The 14,341-nt window shown below is 51.6% G+C and carries 14 protein-coding genes; 5 read left to right on the forward strand and 9 right to left on the reverse strand.

Annotated elements, in window-relative coordinates; genetic code table 11:
- Window positions 1-40: 40 nt before the first annotated feature.
- Together BM231_RS15605 and BM231_RS15610 are read right to left on the reverse strand one after the other, a co-directional pair.
- Complete coding sequence (locus BM231_RS15605; RefSeq protein WP_093520808.1) at window positions 41-946, reverse strand: alpha/beta fold hydrolase; 906 nt, start codon at window positions 944-946, stop codon at window positions 41-43.
- 299 nt (window positions 947-1,245) lie between these two features.
- Window positions 1,246-3,543 carry a lytic transglycosylase domain-containing protein gene (locus BM231_RS15610; RefSeq protein WP_093520810.1) on the reverse strand — a complete coding sequence of 766 codons (2,298 nt, stop codon included), beginning with the start codon at window positions 3,541-3,543 and terminating at the stop codon, window positions 1,246-1,248.
- 312 nt (window positions 3,544-3,855) lie between these two features.
- On the opposite strand from BM231_RS15610, the gene dapA reads away from it, so the two are divergent.
- From dapA to yjjX, 4 genes are all read left to right on the forward strand, one after another.
- Window positions 3,856-4,734 (forward strand): 4-hydroxy-tetrahydrodipicolinate synthase, encoded by an 879-nt coding sequence (gene dapA, locus BM231_RS15615; protein WP_063311639.1) that lies wholly within the window; start codon window positions 3,856-3,858, stop codon window positions 4,732-4,734.
- Between the two features lie 67 nt (window positions 4,735-4,801).
- The gene (gene smpB, locus BM231_RS15620; RefSeq protein WP_057464271.1) at window positions 4,802-5,278 is read left to right on the forward strand and encodes an SsrA-binding protein SmpB; all 477 of its coding nucleotides are present in this window, start codon (window positions 4,802-4,804) and stop codon (window positions 5,276-5,278) included.
- Window positions 5,279-5,406: 128 nt separating this feature from the next.
- On the forward strand, window positions 5,407-5,967 hold the full coding sequence (gene pyrE / locus BM231_RS15625; protein ID WP_093520812.1) for an orotate phosphoribosyltransferase: 561 nt from the start codon (window positions 5,407-5,409) through the stop codon (window positions 5,965-5,967).
- 103 nt (window positions 5,968-6,070) lie between these two features.
- Window positions 6,071-6,604, forward strand: coding sequence for an inosine/xanthosine triphosphatase (gene yjjX, locus BM231_RS15630; protein ID WP_093520814.1), 534 nt, complete (start codon window positions 6,071-6,073; stop codon window positions 6,602-6,604).
- Window positions 6,605-6,684: 80 nt separating this feature from the next.
- Here yjjX and BM231_RS15635 read toward each other — a convergent pair whose 3' ends face one another.
- Entirely contained in the window at window positions 6,685-7,329 is a 645-nt protein-coding gene (locus BM231_RS15635) for a hypothetical protein (RefSeq protein ID WP_139226359.1), read from the reverse strand.
- Between the two features lie 49 nt (window positions 7,330-7,378).
- On the reverse strand, window positions 7,379-9,628 hold the full coding sequence (gene parC / locus BM231_RS15640; RefSeq protein WP_093520818.1) for a DNA topoisomerase IV subunit A: 2,250 nt from the start codon (window positions 9,626-9,628) through the stop codon (window positions 7,379-7,381).
- 405 nt (window positions 9,629-10,033) lie between these two features.
- Between parC and BM231_RS15650 the strand changes: the two genes are divergently transcribed.
- Window positions 10,034-10,348, forward strand: a complete 315-nt coding sequence (locus BM231_RS15650; protein WP_208860418.1) for a hypothetical protein — start codon at window positions 10,034-10,036, stop codon at window positions 10,346-10,348.
- A gap of 21 nt (window positions 10,349-10,369) precedes the next feature.
- Here BM231_RS15650 and recO read toward each other — a convergent pair whose 3' ends face one another.
- From recO to acpS, 5 genes are all read right to left on the reverse strand, one after another.
- Window positions 10,370-11,125 carry a DNA repair protein RecO gene (recO, locus tag BM231_RS15655; RefSeq protein WP_093520824.1) on the reverse strand — a complete coding sequence of 252 codons (756 nt, stop codon included), beginning with the start codon at window positions 11,123-11,125 and terminating at the stop codon, window positions 10,370-10,372.
- Window positions 11,126-11,187: 62 nt separating this feature from the next.
- Window positions 11,188-12,108, reverse strand: a complete 921-nt coding sequence (gene era / locus BM231_RS15660) for a GTPase Era (RefSeq protein WP_063311768.1) — start codon at window positions 12,106-12,108, stop codon at window positions 11,188-11,190.
- A gap of 46 nt (window positions 12,109-12,154) precedes the next feature.
- Complete coding sequence (gene rnc, locus BM231_RS15665) at window positions 12,155-12,862, reverse strand: ribonuclease III (protein ID WP_093520826.1); 708 nt, start codon at window positions 12,860-12,862, stop codon at window positions 12,155-12,157.
- A 139-nt stretch (window positions 12,863-13,001) separates the two neighbouring features.
- Window positions 13,002-13,751, reverse strand: a complete 750-nt coding sequence (gene lepB / locus BM231_RS15670) for a signal peptidase I (protein WP_425287818.1) — start codon at window positions 13,749-13,751, stop codon at window positions 13,002-13,004.
- Between the two features lie 145 nt (window positions 13,752-13,896).
- Entirely contained in the window at window positions 13,897-14,316 is a 420-nt protein-coding gene (gene acpS / locus BM231_RS15675; protein WP_063311632.1) for a holo-ACP synthase, read from the reverse strand.
- Window positions 14,317-14,341: the final 25 nt, after the last annotated feature.

The raw sequence follows: 14,341 nt of genomic DNA on the forward strand, positions 1-14,341 counted from the left end.
GAGTTGGATCTTGTAATCCAACTCCTCTTTTTTGTGTCTGCTAAACATGCTGTCTTATAAAATTGAAGATGCGCGTTTGGGTGGGCTGGTCCCAAAGTAGAGGTGCATGTCCTTGATTGGGGATCACAGAAAGTTTCATCTTCTCGTGTAATTGCTGCATTTTATTGACAGTTTTGGTTGTGAGGAGACGTGAGTTTTGTCCATGGAGCAAGAGGTGAGGAAACGGTTTTAGTGCGCTGAAAGACTGCCAGAGATCATTTTCAGGTGCAGCTTTATTGTTTCCACGGAGTGTATCGCCCAAGCGTTTGTCATAGCGTAATGATACGCCGTCAGAGTTTGGGGCATATAGTTGGTTGGCGAACGTTATCCAATCCGTTTCTGACATGGTTGGAAATGCTGTCGCATGGATAGAAGCGAGGCGCTCTGCTGCGGCTTTCATGTTTGGTTGAGACATGACGGTACCGACTGAGGCAATGATGTCATCAAGGGCTGGGGGCTCGATAACTGGGCCAATGTCGTTGATAATGACTGATAGCAGGCGTTCTGGGTGGCGTTGGGCCATGGAGAACGAATGGAGGCCGCCGCGGGACGTGCCGATAAGTGCAAATTTTTCAAGTCCGAGTGCCTCTATTCCTCTGTCAATATCGTCAGCTTCCTGATCAAGGCTGTAAGTTTCATAATCCTTAGAGTGATCGGAGAGGCCGCGACCGCGATAGTCCATCGCGATGACTCGATGGCTATTTTCTCTCAGGAAATTTGCTAGCTGATAGAAATCTCTTGTGTTTCTTGTCAGGCCGGAAAGGCAAAGGACCGTTGGATTGCGGGGAGTGTCCGGTTCCCAGATGTGTGCAGACAGGGTAAGCCCGTCGCTGGCTTTCCAAGTGAAGCGGGTTGCGCCGGTGACGTTTTGAAGGTCAACGTCAATGTAATCTGGGGCTTGAAGCATAAATTCCTCCCGAAATGCTTCGGCGTTTTCAGCGATTACAATGCGGTCCGGTTTAAATTCCGGCTTCTGAAGGGCGCTGTTAGGCGGATTTTCCCGGTGCAGGTGTTTGCTGTTGTGAAAACTGCCTGATGAATCGCTGGATCGGTTATCCTCACCATAGGGCAGGTTTATGCACGTGTCTTGTCAAAGTTAGAGGATGAGATGTAAGGGTGCCCAGAGGGTTTATGTTCTGTTGCTGACAACAAAAAGCCCGGCAAAATCGCCGGGCTTTGGTTGCTTTGAGTTGTTATGCAGTGAGATTAGTAACCGCGCGTGAGGTCCTGTGTGATCGTGAGAGGCTTGTTTTCCAGCTTGTAACGATAGACCTGAAGGTTTTCCGTGATGCGCTGTACGTAGTTTCTCGTTTCCCCGTAAGGGATTGATTCAACCCAATCAATCGGATCAATTTTTGGATTTCGTGGGTCGCCAAAGCGCTCAATCCATTCCTTCACCTTGTTCTCACCAGCGTTGTATGCAGCGAAGGTGAGGATGTAGGAGCCGCCGAACTCGTCGACCAATTCTCCCAAAAAGGCAGCGCCGAGTGTGGCGTTGTAGGCTGGGTCAGACGTGAGGCGGGACTTCTTGTAGGAGACGCCCAGATTGCGAGCTGTGTCACGGGCTGTCCCCGGCATGAGTTGGAGTAATCCCAGTGCGCCTGCGCTGCTGCGCGCTTTTGGGTTAAATGAGCTCTCTTGTCGAGCAATCGCGTAAACGACTGGTTTTTCTACACCTTTTGTGATGCGAGTTTTGCGCGGAATTGCGTTGGTTGGGTAAGCAAGCGGTGCCGCTTCCACACGTTCAGCCTGCGCCAGACGACCAACCATTGTTGCCCATTGATAGATGCCTCGAGACTCAGCCAGCTCGGTGAGGAGCCTGATTTGACCGTTTGTTGGTAGCGTTCGAGCCAGGTGCGTATAAAACAGCAGTGTATCATTGTGCAGTCCGGCTTCATCCATTCGCTTGATGGCTTGCACGAGCTCGTTCTGGTTGAAGGCGGCTCGGTCAGCTGTTGTCACATCAGGGAGTGAGGCCAGAGGCATTTGGTTGATGCCGAGTTTGGCGAGCGCTAGTTGACCGTAGTATGCCGTTTGGAAAGCGCCAGCCTGTTTATAGTAGTCAACGGCGCCCTCTGTATCTTTCAAAGCTTCGCGGGTGCGGCCCAGCCAATAGTAGGCGCGGGACAGCGTTTGTGCTGTTTTGCCGAGTTTGGCAATGCGTTTGAAGTGTGGCTCTGCCAGTCGTGGATCGCCCACATAGCGCAGCGCAAACCAGCCTGCATGGAACTCTGCCTCGACAATCATGCCCGGAGATTCTGCCGCGTGATGGGCTGCGATATTGTAGGCGAGACGTGGTTTGCCAGCTTCGATCATTTCGCGGGAAATGTCGCGGCGTTGCTTCCACCAGTCGTCGCCATTGAGCAAAGCAGTCGGATTGGTCGGGGCTGCCTCCATCAGCTTTGCAGCGGTGTCGTAATCCCCTTGCAAACGGTAGTGCTGGATGAGTGCGAACTGGTAGTTGCTGTCAGATTTCATAGAGCGCGGAACGCTCTTTAACTTGCTGAGCGCATTACCGTTTTTACGAATGCTGGCAATGCGGGCCTTGATGTAAGTCTGTTCGTCTTTTGATAGTTCTGAAAGCAGCCGTTCTGCTGCGCGTGCTCTGTCGCGATACAGGAGCATTTCTGCTCTTAGGCGATGATCTTTTTGCCGTAGGAGACTGCCAAACGAAGAGCGGATTGCAGCTTCTTCGGGTGTCTCAAAGACGGTTTTTTGCCAAAGTGGACGAATGAGTTTTGCAGCTTCGGTCCTGTTGCCTTTTGCCAAATGCGCTTTGGCGAGAACAAGTTTGCCGTCCTTTGTTTCTGGAACAGTAGAGCCAAATGCTGCGATGATCTGAGAGGGTGTCAGATTGGATGCGGCGAGGGCGGCTTCGCCACGAGCGCGCACGACTTTTGCGGTTGGCCAGTGTGGTGCGCTGGCTGCAAACTGAGCGATATGGGTGACCGGTGTTTTGGGCCCGCCCCGTAGCATAATGAACCAATCCGCCACACGACGATCGAGGTTATCCGGCAAAGCGTTTCGAGCGCGCAGCGCTTCATTCAGGCGTCCGGATTTAACGTGCTGGAGAACCGTTTTAAGTGGTTCGACTGATCCCGTTGCTTGAGCTGTGCTCAATCCCTGTGGATAAGAGCTTGTTAGCGCTGCAGTAGCTTCCAGTGCATTTTGCGGGCTGGAAGGGCGGGTGGAAATCTGAGTTCGCCCATTATTGAGAGGTGCAGCAGGAGCATAGCTGGACAGTTGAGAGTTCTTTGTTCCACCTGCAGTGCCCCTGCCAATCACTGGAGGTTTGGAGCGCGGTGTGGCGGCAAGCGATCCGCTTTGAGCAGCAGCATGCTGTGTGCTCAAGGCGACTGTGCGCACTACCTTTGCTGGATTTGGAGCCGGAATAACGCTGTGATTTAAAGAGGATACAGCAGAAAATGCCGATGCGGAAACAGTCGTGGCAATGGCAAATGCACTTACACGTGTCGATACTAGAAGAAACTCACGGATACGCATACTACTCGTCGGCCCGTCTCACCTGAGTGTTGTTTATCCGGTAAAAACGCACCGGACGGTTTAATTCCCAAAAAATCCCTCATTCTGCTTGCCACAAACAGGGTAAATATCTGTTTAATGTTTCACCCAAGGGACGATAATACTCTCCTGTGAAACTGGCCTAATTATGAGCACAAAAAAATTCCCGAATCTTATAAGAGAAGGTCTTGGTGATGTTGCCGAGATAGGCTAGATCACATTATTGTATGCCACCCCTTTGAGGGCACTGGCAAAATTTGCTCTGTATATATGTAATCCAACGAGGAACCTGAGATGTTTAGAGGATCAATTCCAGCACTTGTCACACCTTTCAAGGATGGCAAAGTGGATGAGAAGGCCTTCCGGGAATTCGTGGATTGGCAGATAAAACAGGGCTCCCACGGGCTCGTGCCTGTGGGAACAACCGGAGAAAGCCCAACTCTTTCCTTTGCTGAGCACAAGCGTGTCGTGCAGATGGCAGTTGAGGTTTCTGCTGGCCGCGTTCCTGTAATGGCAGGTGCTGGGTCCAACAATCCGGTTGAAGCGATTGAATTTGCGCAGCACGCTCAGGAAGTGGGGGCAGATGCGATTTTGTCCGTTACGCCTTATTACAACAAGCCTAATCAGGCTGGTTTGAAGGGGCACTTTAAAGCGATTGCTGCTTCTGTAGATCTTCCTATCTACATCTATAACATTCCGGGACGCTCCATTATTGATATGGAAAGTCAGACGATGGCGGATCTGTTTAATGAAGTGGACAACATTGTTGGTGTGAAAGATGCAACTGCAAACCTTGCACGCGCTTCTGAGCAGCGCCATCTATGTGGTCATGACTTCATCCAGCTTTCTGGTGAGGATATCACTGCACTTGGCTTTAACGCTCATGGTGGTCAGGGATGTATTTCTGTGACAGCAAACATTGCGCCTGCGCTGTGCTCGCAGTTTCAGGAAGCGTGCCTTGCAGGTGACTTTGTAACTGCGCTCTCCATTCAGGATCGTCTTGCACCGTTACACCAAGCCCTGTTCATTGAGCCAAATCCAGCAGGTCCAAAGTATGCTTTGTCTCTGCTTGGCAAAATGGAAAATGAATTGCGTCTGCCTTTGGTCACAGTAAGTGAAGAAACTCAGGAAAGCATTCGCAAGGCTATGGTTCATGCAGGCCTGATCAACTAGTGTATTGCTCCGCGCACCTAATATGAGCGTGCGCGGAGACATTTATTGAATGAAATAAGGAAAAGAAATGGCTGCCAAAAAAGGTGGCGTTCCCGGGCGCAAGGTTGTTGCGGATAACCGGAAGGCCCGTTTTAACTACGAAATTGAAGATGTGTTTGAGGCTGGTATTGAGCTGAGGGGCACTGAAGTAAAGTCTCTTCGCCAGGGCAAAAGCAATATTGCTGAAAGCTATGCTGCTGAGTACCGGGGTGAGATGATGGTCTATAACGTCTACATCCCAGAATATACGCAGGGCAATCGCTTTAACCACGAGCCTCGCCGTCCACGTAAACTGCTGATGCATCGCCGTGAATTGAACAAGCTGTTTGCTGCCGTTCAAAAAGAAGGCAAAACCATCGTGCCCCTGAAGATCTACTTTAATGAAGATGGGCGGGCAAAGATGGAAGTTGCTTTGGGCCGTGGTAAAAAAGCTCATGATAAGCGCCAGACCGAAAAAACTCGGGACTGGAACCGCGAAAAACAGCGCCTGCTTAAAAACGGCTAGAGCATCTCATAGAGCTGGTGATACTCCAGCTCTTTACATTACGCTTGCGTAGATAAAGCTGATCCGGAAACTTGCTGGAAAGTTGCATTCCTTCTAATAAGGGGCAACTGTGTTTGGAGGTGGAGCGGATGTCTAGCGAAACGAAGTTGTTGTTGCCCGATCTTGCGCGGCAAATTGCGGAAGTTGCAACGCTCGAGGGTGAGTTTGTGCTGCGTTCCGGGCAGGTTTCTGCACGTTACTTCGATAAGTATAGCTTCGAAGGACTTCCTCACATTTTGCGACCGCTCGCACGGGCAATGAGCGAGTTGCTTCCACCTGAAACGGAAATTATCGCTGGTCTTGAGCTTGGAGGTGTCCCTCTTGTTACTGCGATGTCTCTGGAAACTGGCCTTCCTGCAGCGTTTGTTCGAAAAGAGCCCAAATCTTACGGTACGTGTCGTGCGATCGAAGGTCAAAATTTGACTGGGCGAAAAGTGGTCTTCGTCGAAGATGTTATCTCAACTGGTGGGGCTGTTGCTGATGCATTGCGTTTAGCTACGCAAGAGGGGGCAGATGTTCGCGCCGTTGTTTGCGCAATTTGGCGAGGGGACGGTGCTCCTGCAATTCACGCTGCTCCTGAGTTGCCTGTCTATCCGGTTTTTACGCGGGCTGACCTTGAGGTGCAGCTCGGTGATCAGGAAAGCCAGTGAGTAGGCAACGCATGATTTTGCCTTTGCTTTTGTGTGCTTCGATGTCTGTTTCACTTTGCTCAAAGTGTAGGCTAAAGAGCCTTGATTGTTTTGGAGTTATTGAATGAAAGTCGTTGTTGCCTCTCAAAATCCGGTCAAGGTGAATGCGACGCTTGAGGCGTTCAGAGCTCAGTTTCCAGCTGATGACATTGAGCTGGTCTCTGCAAGCGTTCCTTCTGGTGTTTCTGATCAGCCAATGAGTGATGAGGAAACGCGTCAGGGTGCTGTTCAGCGTGCGGAAAATGCGTTGGAGGCTGTGGCTGATGCGGACTTTGGTGTGGGGCTGGAAGGTGGCATTTGTGAGCTGCACGGCATTGCCTACACGTTTGCATGGATGGTTGTGATATCACGGGAAGGACAGGTTTCTGCCAGTCGTTCCATGCTGCTACCGTTACCAGAGAAAGTTATGCAGTTGGTGCGCTCCGGGATGGAGCTTGGGCATGCAATTGATGAGATTTATGGCACAGATAACATCAAGCAGAAGGCTGGTGCCGTCGGGTTGTTGACTGGTGGTCGTCTGACGCGGACTTCAACCTACGTAGATACGCTCTTTTGTGCGCTACTGCCGTTCAGATCTCCAGCATTTAGAGATGCTTAGCAGGTGTTGCTGAGAGTTTGAATCTAGAGCTTCATAATCTGATTCAAGTTCGCTTGTATGACTTTGAGAAGGTGTTTGGGTTAAACCTTGCAGCGATCCCATTGTTTTAGGTAGGTTTCCCATCTGGCGGTGGCGTTGCGGTCTTTTCGTTTAACTGTCGCTGCGTCTTTGGAGTTGTATCCCATAATGTAGTTTGGTTCATAAGTGGGGGGACCTGCTGCGACTATTGCTTGGCACATCTCAGTTCCATGCTCGTCCCATACTTTTTTCATGCTCAGTTTGGTGGCTTTGTATTTTTCTTCACCATAGTACATGGCAAGCGGCAGCTCTAAGTAGTGGGCAGAAGTAAGGCCTCTTGGATCATGATGCAGATCAGCTTTCTGGCTGATACGTGTTGCATCGAAGCGGGCTCTTGTGATTGCAAAGGCCATTAGCTCAGCGGCGTGTTTTTCCTCCCCTTCATTAAGGCAGGAAAGAACCCCACTCATAAGCTTTCCAGACGGGATAGTTGTGGAGGTATTGGAAATTGTGGTGCAGCCGGGGCCACTGGCCATCCACTCTTTAAAGTCGGGGTGCGAGGACAATTCTGAACGATTACCCTGGGAACTTGGTTCTGCTTTTTTTGTCGCTGGCGCGATCACGGCCTCTGATTTTGGCTTTTCAGGCGTCTCAGCGCAGGCACTAATAAGAAACAGACTGGCAATAACAATCACAGGACTTCGCAAAGCTCTCTCCATCTGCTGAGAGGGCTTTGCGCATTGCTTCGCAGCCCTCTTATGTTGAACTTCCATCGAACTTGTTGGTTCGTGGGAAGCCGTTTGGTGGTAGGCGTCCGGCTTGGCCGCGGTCGCCGCGCCAGTCCTGCATTTCTTCCAGAGAGCGCTTGAAGACGCGACCAGACGCATCCGTCCATGTCAGGCCTTCTTCTGAGCTGAAGGTCTTGATATCGGAGATGCCGCCATCTCTGTAGCGCTGCAGGCGAACACCTCGACCGCGTGTCATGACTGCGATTTGAGAAAGCGGGAAGGTGAGGAGTTTTCTGTTGTGGCCGATGACCGCGACATAGTCTCCAACAGCTGGTACGCACAGGACAGCTTTTGCTGGAGCTGTCACGTTGAGGACCTGCTTGCCTTTGCGGGTGTTGGCAATCACATCTTTTTCCTGAACGACAAAACCATAAGCTCCGTCGGTGGACATGAGAAGCTTGCGCTCAGGCTCATGCACGAAGGCGCTGATGATTTCCTGTGTCTCATCCATATCCAGCATCAGGCGGATCGGTTCGCCATGACCGCGACCGCCCGGCAGCTTGTCTGCGCCGAGGGTATAAAACTTGCCGCCGCTGGTGAAGATCAGGATCTTACTGGTGGTTTCTGCGTGGAAGGACAGGTGCAACTGGTCGCCTTGCTTGAAGGTGAGGGTGGTTACATCCTGTACATGGCCCTTAAGTGTTCTGATCCAGCCTTTTTCTGAGATAACAACCGTGATCGGTTCTTTCTCAATCATGGCTTGGTGAATCTCTTCCAGGTCATGGTCCGTTGCGGTGCTGAAGTCTGTTCTGCGCTTGCCGATCTCTGTCTCAGGGCCATAGGCCTTGCCGATCTCGCCAACTTGCTTGGAAACGCGGTTCCACTGTTTCTTGTCGGAGGCGAGGAGAGCTTCGAGGCCTGCTTTTTCCTTGGAGAGTTTGTCGTGTTCTTTCTTGATCTCGAACTCTTCGAGCTTGCGCAAGGAGCGCAGGCGCATGTTCAAGATTGCTTCAGCCTGAACGTCTGTCAGCTTGAACGCCTGAATGAGAGACGCCTTGGCATCATCTTCTTCGCGGATGATGCGGATGACTTCATCAATGTTCAGGTAGGCAATGAGATAGCCTTCCAGAACTTCCAGACGGTGGTTGATCTGGTCAAGCCTGTGATTGGAGCGGCGGACCAGTACCTCTTTCTGGTGCTCGAGCCATTCCTGCAGGACTTCCTTCAGGTTCATGACCTTTGGCACAACGCCTTTGGATAGGACGTTCATGTTCAGCGAGAATCTGTTTTCCAGATCCGTCAGCTTGAACAGGGAGGCCATGAGAAGTTCAGGGTCAACGTTCTTGTTGCGTGGCACCAGGACCACGCGCACGTCTTCAGCAGATTCATCGCGAATATCATCCAGCAGCGGCAGCTTGCGCGCCATGAGGAGTTCTGCGATTTTTTCGATCAGACGGGACTTCTGAACGACGTATGGAATTTCGGTGACAACGATGTTGTAGGTGCCGCGCTGACCTTCCTCTTTGTGCCATTTCGCACGTGTACGGAAGCTGCCGCGGCCTGTCTTGTAGGCTTCCACAATGGAGCCCTGATCGTTGACAATGGTGCCGCCGGTCGGGAAATCCGGGCCCTTGATGTGCTCAAGGAGCTCTTCGATTTCTGCCTCTGGTTTTGAGATCAGAAGCTGACAGGCGTTGCAGAGCTCATAGGCATTGTGTGGCGGAATGGACGTTGCCATGCCCACTGCGATGCCTGTGGAGCCGTTTGCCAGAAGGTTTGGGAAGCTACCGGGAAGAACGACTGGTTCGGAATCCAGACCGTCGTAGGTTTCACGGAAATCGACAGCGTTCTCGTTGAGGCCATCCAGAATGCGGGTGGCCACGTCGGTCATGCGGGCTTCGGTGTAACGCATCGCAGCGGCGCTATCGCCGTCGATGTTACCGAAGTTCCCCTGACCATCCACCATCGGGTAGCGTACAGAGAAGTCCTGCGCGAGACGAACAAGCGCGTCGTAAATGGCGGCGTCACCGTGTGGGTGGTATTTACCCATGACGTCACCGACAACACGCGCGCACTTCTTAAAGCCTTGATTTGGATCAAGCTTCAGAAGACGCATGCCATACAGAATACGACGGTGCACCGGCTTCAGGCCATCGCGCACATCTGGCAGTGCGCGATGCATGATGGTTGTCAGAGCGTAGCTGAGGTAGCGCTCTTCCAGTGCATCTTTAAGATTGATTGTTTCCGGGCCATCATGGCCGATCACTTCCTGTCCCATGACACTTGGTTATCGTTCTTGGCTTGTTCTGTCCATGCTAACGCACCGTTCTACCTATGAAATCCTCAGAAAACAGCGCTTTTTCAAGGTTTAGTCCTGTGTAGCAGACATGCGTTTTGCGACTCACTGCGGTGATTACTTAGAGCACGTCGCATTCATTGGCATTCACGCAGCGTGCTCTAACTTTTTTGGTGGAGTGAATTCTTTTCGTTTGCTTGAATCTAATCCAATGGAACGCGCTCTCGTTCTCACCCATCAGCTGCAGATAGCAGAGGCAACAGGTGGTTTCGATTAATGCTCGGATTTTCTGCGATGGTTTAAGCAGACCTGTTTTTTGCTCAGCTATCCTAGAGAGGCCGCATGGCAGGATGTTGTCGCTAACGTGTTGAATGATTGGAGGTTATGGTGCGGAAACAAAGCTTGGCGTTAAAAGGCCTTATGGCGGTGTTTGGATTTGTGGCAATCACAGCCTGCAGTCATGCCGCGGATCAGGGGCATGCAGCTCAAGGTGCATCTGGGCAGCAAGTGCAATCTCCAGACGGCGCAGGACAGAATGCGGTGATTGAGGCGCCCGGTGTGCTTCGCAGTTGGTATCAACCTCCACCTGAGGATCAGCACCCTTATGTGCCTCCGCCCAAGAAGCGTTATATTCCGCTGGGAGGTGACAGTACTGGTCCGGTGATTGTTTTACCGGGTGGTAATGGGCCTCAATCTGATTGAAGAGTTTAATGGTCGTCAGTGTCAGTCAGAAAGTTCTGCGAAGTCTTTTTTGAGCGCGGTTACATAGTTGTCTCGCGCAGGAGGCCACGCAATGCTGCGTGGCTCATAGATGTATTTGAACAGGAAGTAGCCGGTGAGTGAAAAGCCGGCTTCCATATCCCCTTGAGAGATTTCAATGTTCTGGGAGAGTCGCGATTGGGGCGCTTTCAGGAACTCTGGCAATGTCAGCAGTTTGGTGGCGTAGGGTTGCCCGGCTGTTTTGCAGACTGCACGGCCTGACTTGGGGGAGACCCAAATCAGTTCCTCTGTGACACCAGTGGCGGCGCATTCTGAAAGGTCCAGACCGAAGCCGAGCTCGTTGAGCAGCTCCAACTCAAAACGGAGCACGAGTGCTGCGCCAATTCGAGGGTCTTCCAGATGATCGAGAATGACGTCCAGCGCGTGAAACAGATTGGGATGTGGATCGCGCTCGGGAAGAAGGCGGACTTGTGCGCACAGGCTTTGCAGGCCGTGAATGGCGCGGGCAGTTTGCATAAGGTGGGCGGCGCGTAATTGCAGGGGCTCAACCGTGAAGAAGCCCAGATGCTCGTCCAGCCTTGCGCGCCAAGTTAGGTTGAGATGGTTACCTAGTTGCAGAGCTGGTTGCTGGCGGCGTGATCTGCCACCGCGCACCAAACCCAGGCAGCGACCTCTGTCTGGTGTCAGAACTTCAAGCAGGATGTTGTTTTCACCCTGCTTGCGCGTTCCAATGACGATGCCTTCTGCCTGCCACTGCATAATTGTGCCTATTAAGCGCAGCGTATCCTTGTCCGAAAACCGGATCCACTTTTCGGGATACGCTAGTGTGGGAAATCCAATCCCATGTTGCGATAACGCTCCGGATCATCGGACCAGTTCTCACGCACTTTCACAAACACAAAGAGATGGATTGTGGTCTCGAAGGCTTCTGTGAGCTCTTCACGTGCCGCTTTTGAGATCGCTTTGATGGTCTGGCCATTCTTGCCCAGCACAATTGACTTCTGGCTGTCGCGTTCAACAAAGATTGTCTGCTCGATACGGATGGAGCCATCTTTCTTATCTTCCCACTTATCGGTCTCAACAGTGGAAATGTAAGGCAGCTCTTCATGAAGGCGCAGGTAAAGCTTTTCGCGCGTGATTTCAGCCGCCAGCATGCGCAATGGGATGTCTGAGGCCTGATCTTCCGGATAGAGCCACGGACCTTTTGGCATCTGCTCGGCAAAGTACTTCAGGATGTCCTTGGTACCTGAGCCGTTGATTGCGGACACCATAAAGGTCTGGTCGAACTTGGTGTACTCGTTGGCTTTTGCTGCAAGTGCCAGAAGCTGGTCGCGCTTGGTGATATCGATCTTGTTGAGGATCAGAACTTTCGGGAGCTTGATGTGCTCCAGCTCGTTCAGGATGCGCTCTACGGACTCATTGATGCCTTTCTTGGCGTCGATGAGAACAGCAACGACATCAGCGTCTTTCGCGCCGCCCCATGCTGTGTCGACCATTGCGCGGTCAAGACGGCGTTTTGGGCGGAAGATACCTGGAGTGTCAACGAAGATAACCTGGCTGTCGTCTTCAATGGCAACACCGCGTACGATTGCGCGTGTTGTCTGCACCTTGTGGGTGACGATTGAAACTTTTGTGCCAACCAACTGGTTCAGCAGCGTCGACTTGCCCGCGTTTGGCGCACCAATCAACGCGACAAAGCCAGCGCGTGTGTTTTCGTTGAGTTTGCCGAGGTTGAAGTTCATACCCTCTGGCAGGTCATTGTTGTTGTTTTCGTCGTTCATTTAAGACCTATTCGCTCCACACGCCTTCGCGGCGCAGGATGTTCTCGGCAGCGGACTGTTCTGCAATGCGCTTTGAGCTTCCGACGGCTTCGCCGGGATCAACGCCTTCCACATTCACGCGGATCTTGAAGATCGGGGCATGGTCTGGGCCACTGCGAGAGATTGTTTCGTATAGCGGAGTAGGGCGCCCTTTGGACTGTGCCCACTCCTGAAGAGTTGTTTTGGCATCTCGCAATGGACCTGTGTAAGACACCATTCTTACAGCAAAATAGCGCTTGATGAAGCTTTCGGCTTCGTCAAATCCGCTATCAAGGTAAATTGCTGCGATCAGGCTCTCGCACATGTCTGCAAGAATTGCTGTTTTGGTTCGTCCGCCAGTATGTGCTTCAGCTTCGCCGACGCGCATATGCTGGCCAATGTCGATGACCTTGGAAACTTCAGCGCATGTCTCGCGCTTTACAAGTTGGTTCAGGCGCCGAGCAAGTTCCCCTTCATCTGCTTTAGGGAAATTTTCTTCCAGCATCGTCGCAATTGCAAGGCCGAGCACACGATCACCTAAAAACTCAAGGCGCTGATAGCTCTGCAGGGAAGCCTTTGCAACAGGAAGGGCACTGGCATGCGTCAAAGCACGAACAAGGAGCTCCTTGTTCGTGAACTTGTAGCCAATGCGCTCTTCCAGAGCTGCGTCTGATACCGGTCTTTTTCTTCTGCTCATAATTCCGGCTAATTCCTTCAAAGACTGCTTTGCAGGCTTTCTGAAGCAGTTTGTGTCACTAATTGTATCACTCAAACTGCTTCAAGTGTGGTTGGGCGTAGTTTTCCGAAAACCGGAGGCCGTTTGCCGACGCTACGCTTTAGAGTACGTCGCCAAGGCGATCCCAGCGAACGGTCCAAGGCCATTTCCAGAACATCCATGCAGGCTGGTCATCTTCAATGGAGAAGAAGATGATTTCAGCACGACCGATGAAATTCTCGAACGGGACGTAGCCCACTTCGGAAAGAACGCGGCTGTCCTGCGAATTATCCCGGTTATCGCCCATCATGAAATAGCGGTCTGCTGGTACGTGATAGACGGGTGTGTTGTCCAGAGAGCCATTGGTCGTGATATCAAGGGTCTGGTAGCTTATGCCATTTGGCAGTGTTTCGACATAACGCGGAATCTTATGAATGTTCCCATAAGCGTCTTTTTCGATGTAATCGTCAATGCGCTTGCGCTCAACAGCATTGCCATTGATGTGCAAGATGCCATTGATCATCTGAACTTCATCGCCAGGCAAACCAATCACACGCTTAATATAATCGGTGGAGTTGTCTTTTGGCAGTTTGAAAACGGCAATGTCACCGCGCTCTGGAGCTGAACTCCAGACACGTCCGTCAAATGGTGCCAGCCCAAATGGGAAGGAGTACTTAGAATAGCCATAGCTGTACTTAGAGACGAACAGGTAGTCGCCAATCAGCAAAGTATCTTTCATGGAGCCCGAAGGAATAAAAAATGGCTGAAAAAGAAATGTTCTAACAACCAGAGCGAGTAGCAGAGCTTGAGCGATGACCTTAATGGTCTCATATACGCCGCCTTCCTGCTCCTTTTCTTTGGATTGGCTCATGTTCATCCTTCGTGGTAAGAGAATACTCGCTTGGCCCGATGCCCATCACTTAATTAGTGCGAGTCAGTCTCCTGACAATAATATTCACATAGGTGGATCTCTTAGCGGTTCAAGGCCACTTCTGCAATCCAGTTCATTTACGTTTTCACGGCTCTAGACCAGGCCAGTCCTCTGGCCATGCCGAAATAACGACAAATGCCTGTGCCAGCGGGTAATCATCCGTAATTGTAAGGTCAATTCGTGGCACAAAGCCTTTTGGTACAAGTTTATCCAGTCTTTCTTTCGCGCCGCCGGACAGATGCAAGGTCGGTTTGCCGCTTGGCAGGTTAACGACGCCCATTTCTTTCCAGGCAACGCCCATAGAAAGGCCTGTGCCCAAGGCCTTAGAGCAGGCTTCTTTGGCCGCAAAGCGCTTTGCATAGGTTGCAGCCTTGTTGGCGCGACCTTCTGCTTTTGCCCGTTCAACATCCGTGAAGACGCGCTTTGTAAAGCGATCAGGAAAACGAGAGAGTGTTTTCTCTATTCTTCGGATGTCGCTCAGATCACTGCCAATGCCAATAATCATCTCTGCCTCGTTGTGTGACGGATAT

This window comes from Pseudovibrio ascidiaceicola (assembly GCF_900114245.1).
In the GTDB taxonomy this organism is placed as follows: domain Bacteria; phylum Pseudomonadota; class Alphaproteobacteria; order Rhizobiales; family Stappiaceae; genus Pseudovibrio; species Pseudovibrio ascidiaceicola.

Bases quoted from the DNA above. Each gene is read 5' to 3' on its own strand.
- BM231_RS15605 (WP_093520808.1), bottom strand. From the start codon at position 946: ATGCTTCAAGCCCCAGATTACATTGACGTTGACCTTCAAAACGTCACC.
- BM231_RS15610 (WP_093520810.1), bottom strand. From the start codon at position 3,543: ATGCGTATCCGTGAGTTTCTTCTAGTATCGACACGTGTAAGTGCATTT.
- dapA (WP_063311639.1), top strand. From the start codon at position 3,856: ATGTTTAGAGGATCAATTCCAGCACTTGTCACACCTTTCAAGGATGGC.
- smpB (WP_057464271.1), top strand. From the start codon at position 4,802: ATGGCTGCCAAAAAAGGTGGCGTTCCCGGGCGCAAGGTTGTTGCGGAT.
- pyrE (WP_093520812.1), top strand. From the start codon at position 5,407: ATGTCTAGCGAAACGAAGTTGTTGTTGCCCGATCTTGCGCGGCAAATT.
- yjjX (WP_093520814.1), top strand. From the start codon at position 6,071: ATGAAAGTCGTTGTTGCCTCTCAAAATCCGGTCAAGGTGAATGCGACG.
- parC (WP_093520818.1), bottom strand. From the start codon at position 9,628: ATGGGACAGGAAGTGATCGGCCATGATGGCCCGGAAACAATCAATCTT.
- recO (WP_093520824.1), bottom strand. From the start codon at position 11,125: ATGCAGTGGCAGGCAGAAGGCATCGTCATTGGAACGCGCAAGCAGGGT.
- era (WP_063311768.1), bottom strand. From the start codon at position 12,108: ATGAACTTCAACCTCGGCAAACTCAACGAAAACACACGCGCTGGCTTT.
- rnc (WP_093520826.1), bottom strand. From the start codon at position 12,862: ATGAGCAGAAGAAAAAGACCGGTATCAGACGCAGCTCTGGAAGAGCGC.
- lepB (WP_425287818.1), bottom strand. From the start codon at position 13,751: ATGAGCCAATCCAAAGAAAAGGAGCAGGAAGGCGGCGTATATGAGACC.
- acpS (WP_063311632.1), bottom strand. From the start codon at position 14,316: ATGATTATTGGCATTGGCAGTGATCTGAGCGACATCCGAAGAATAGAG.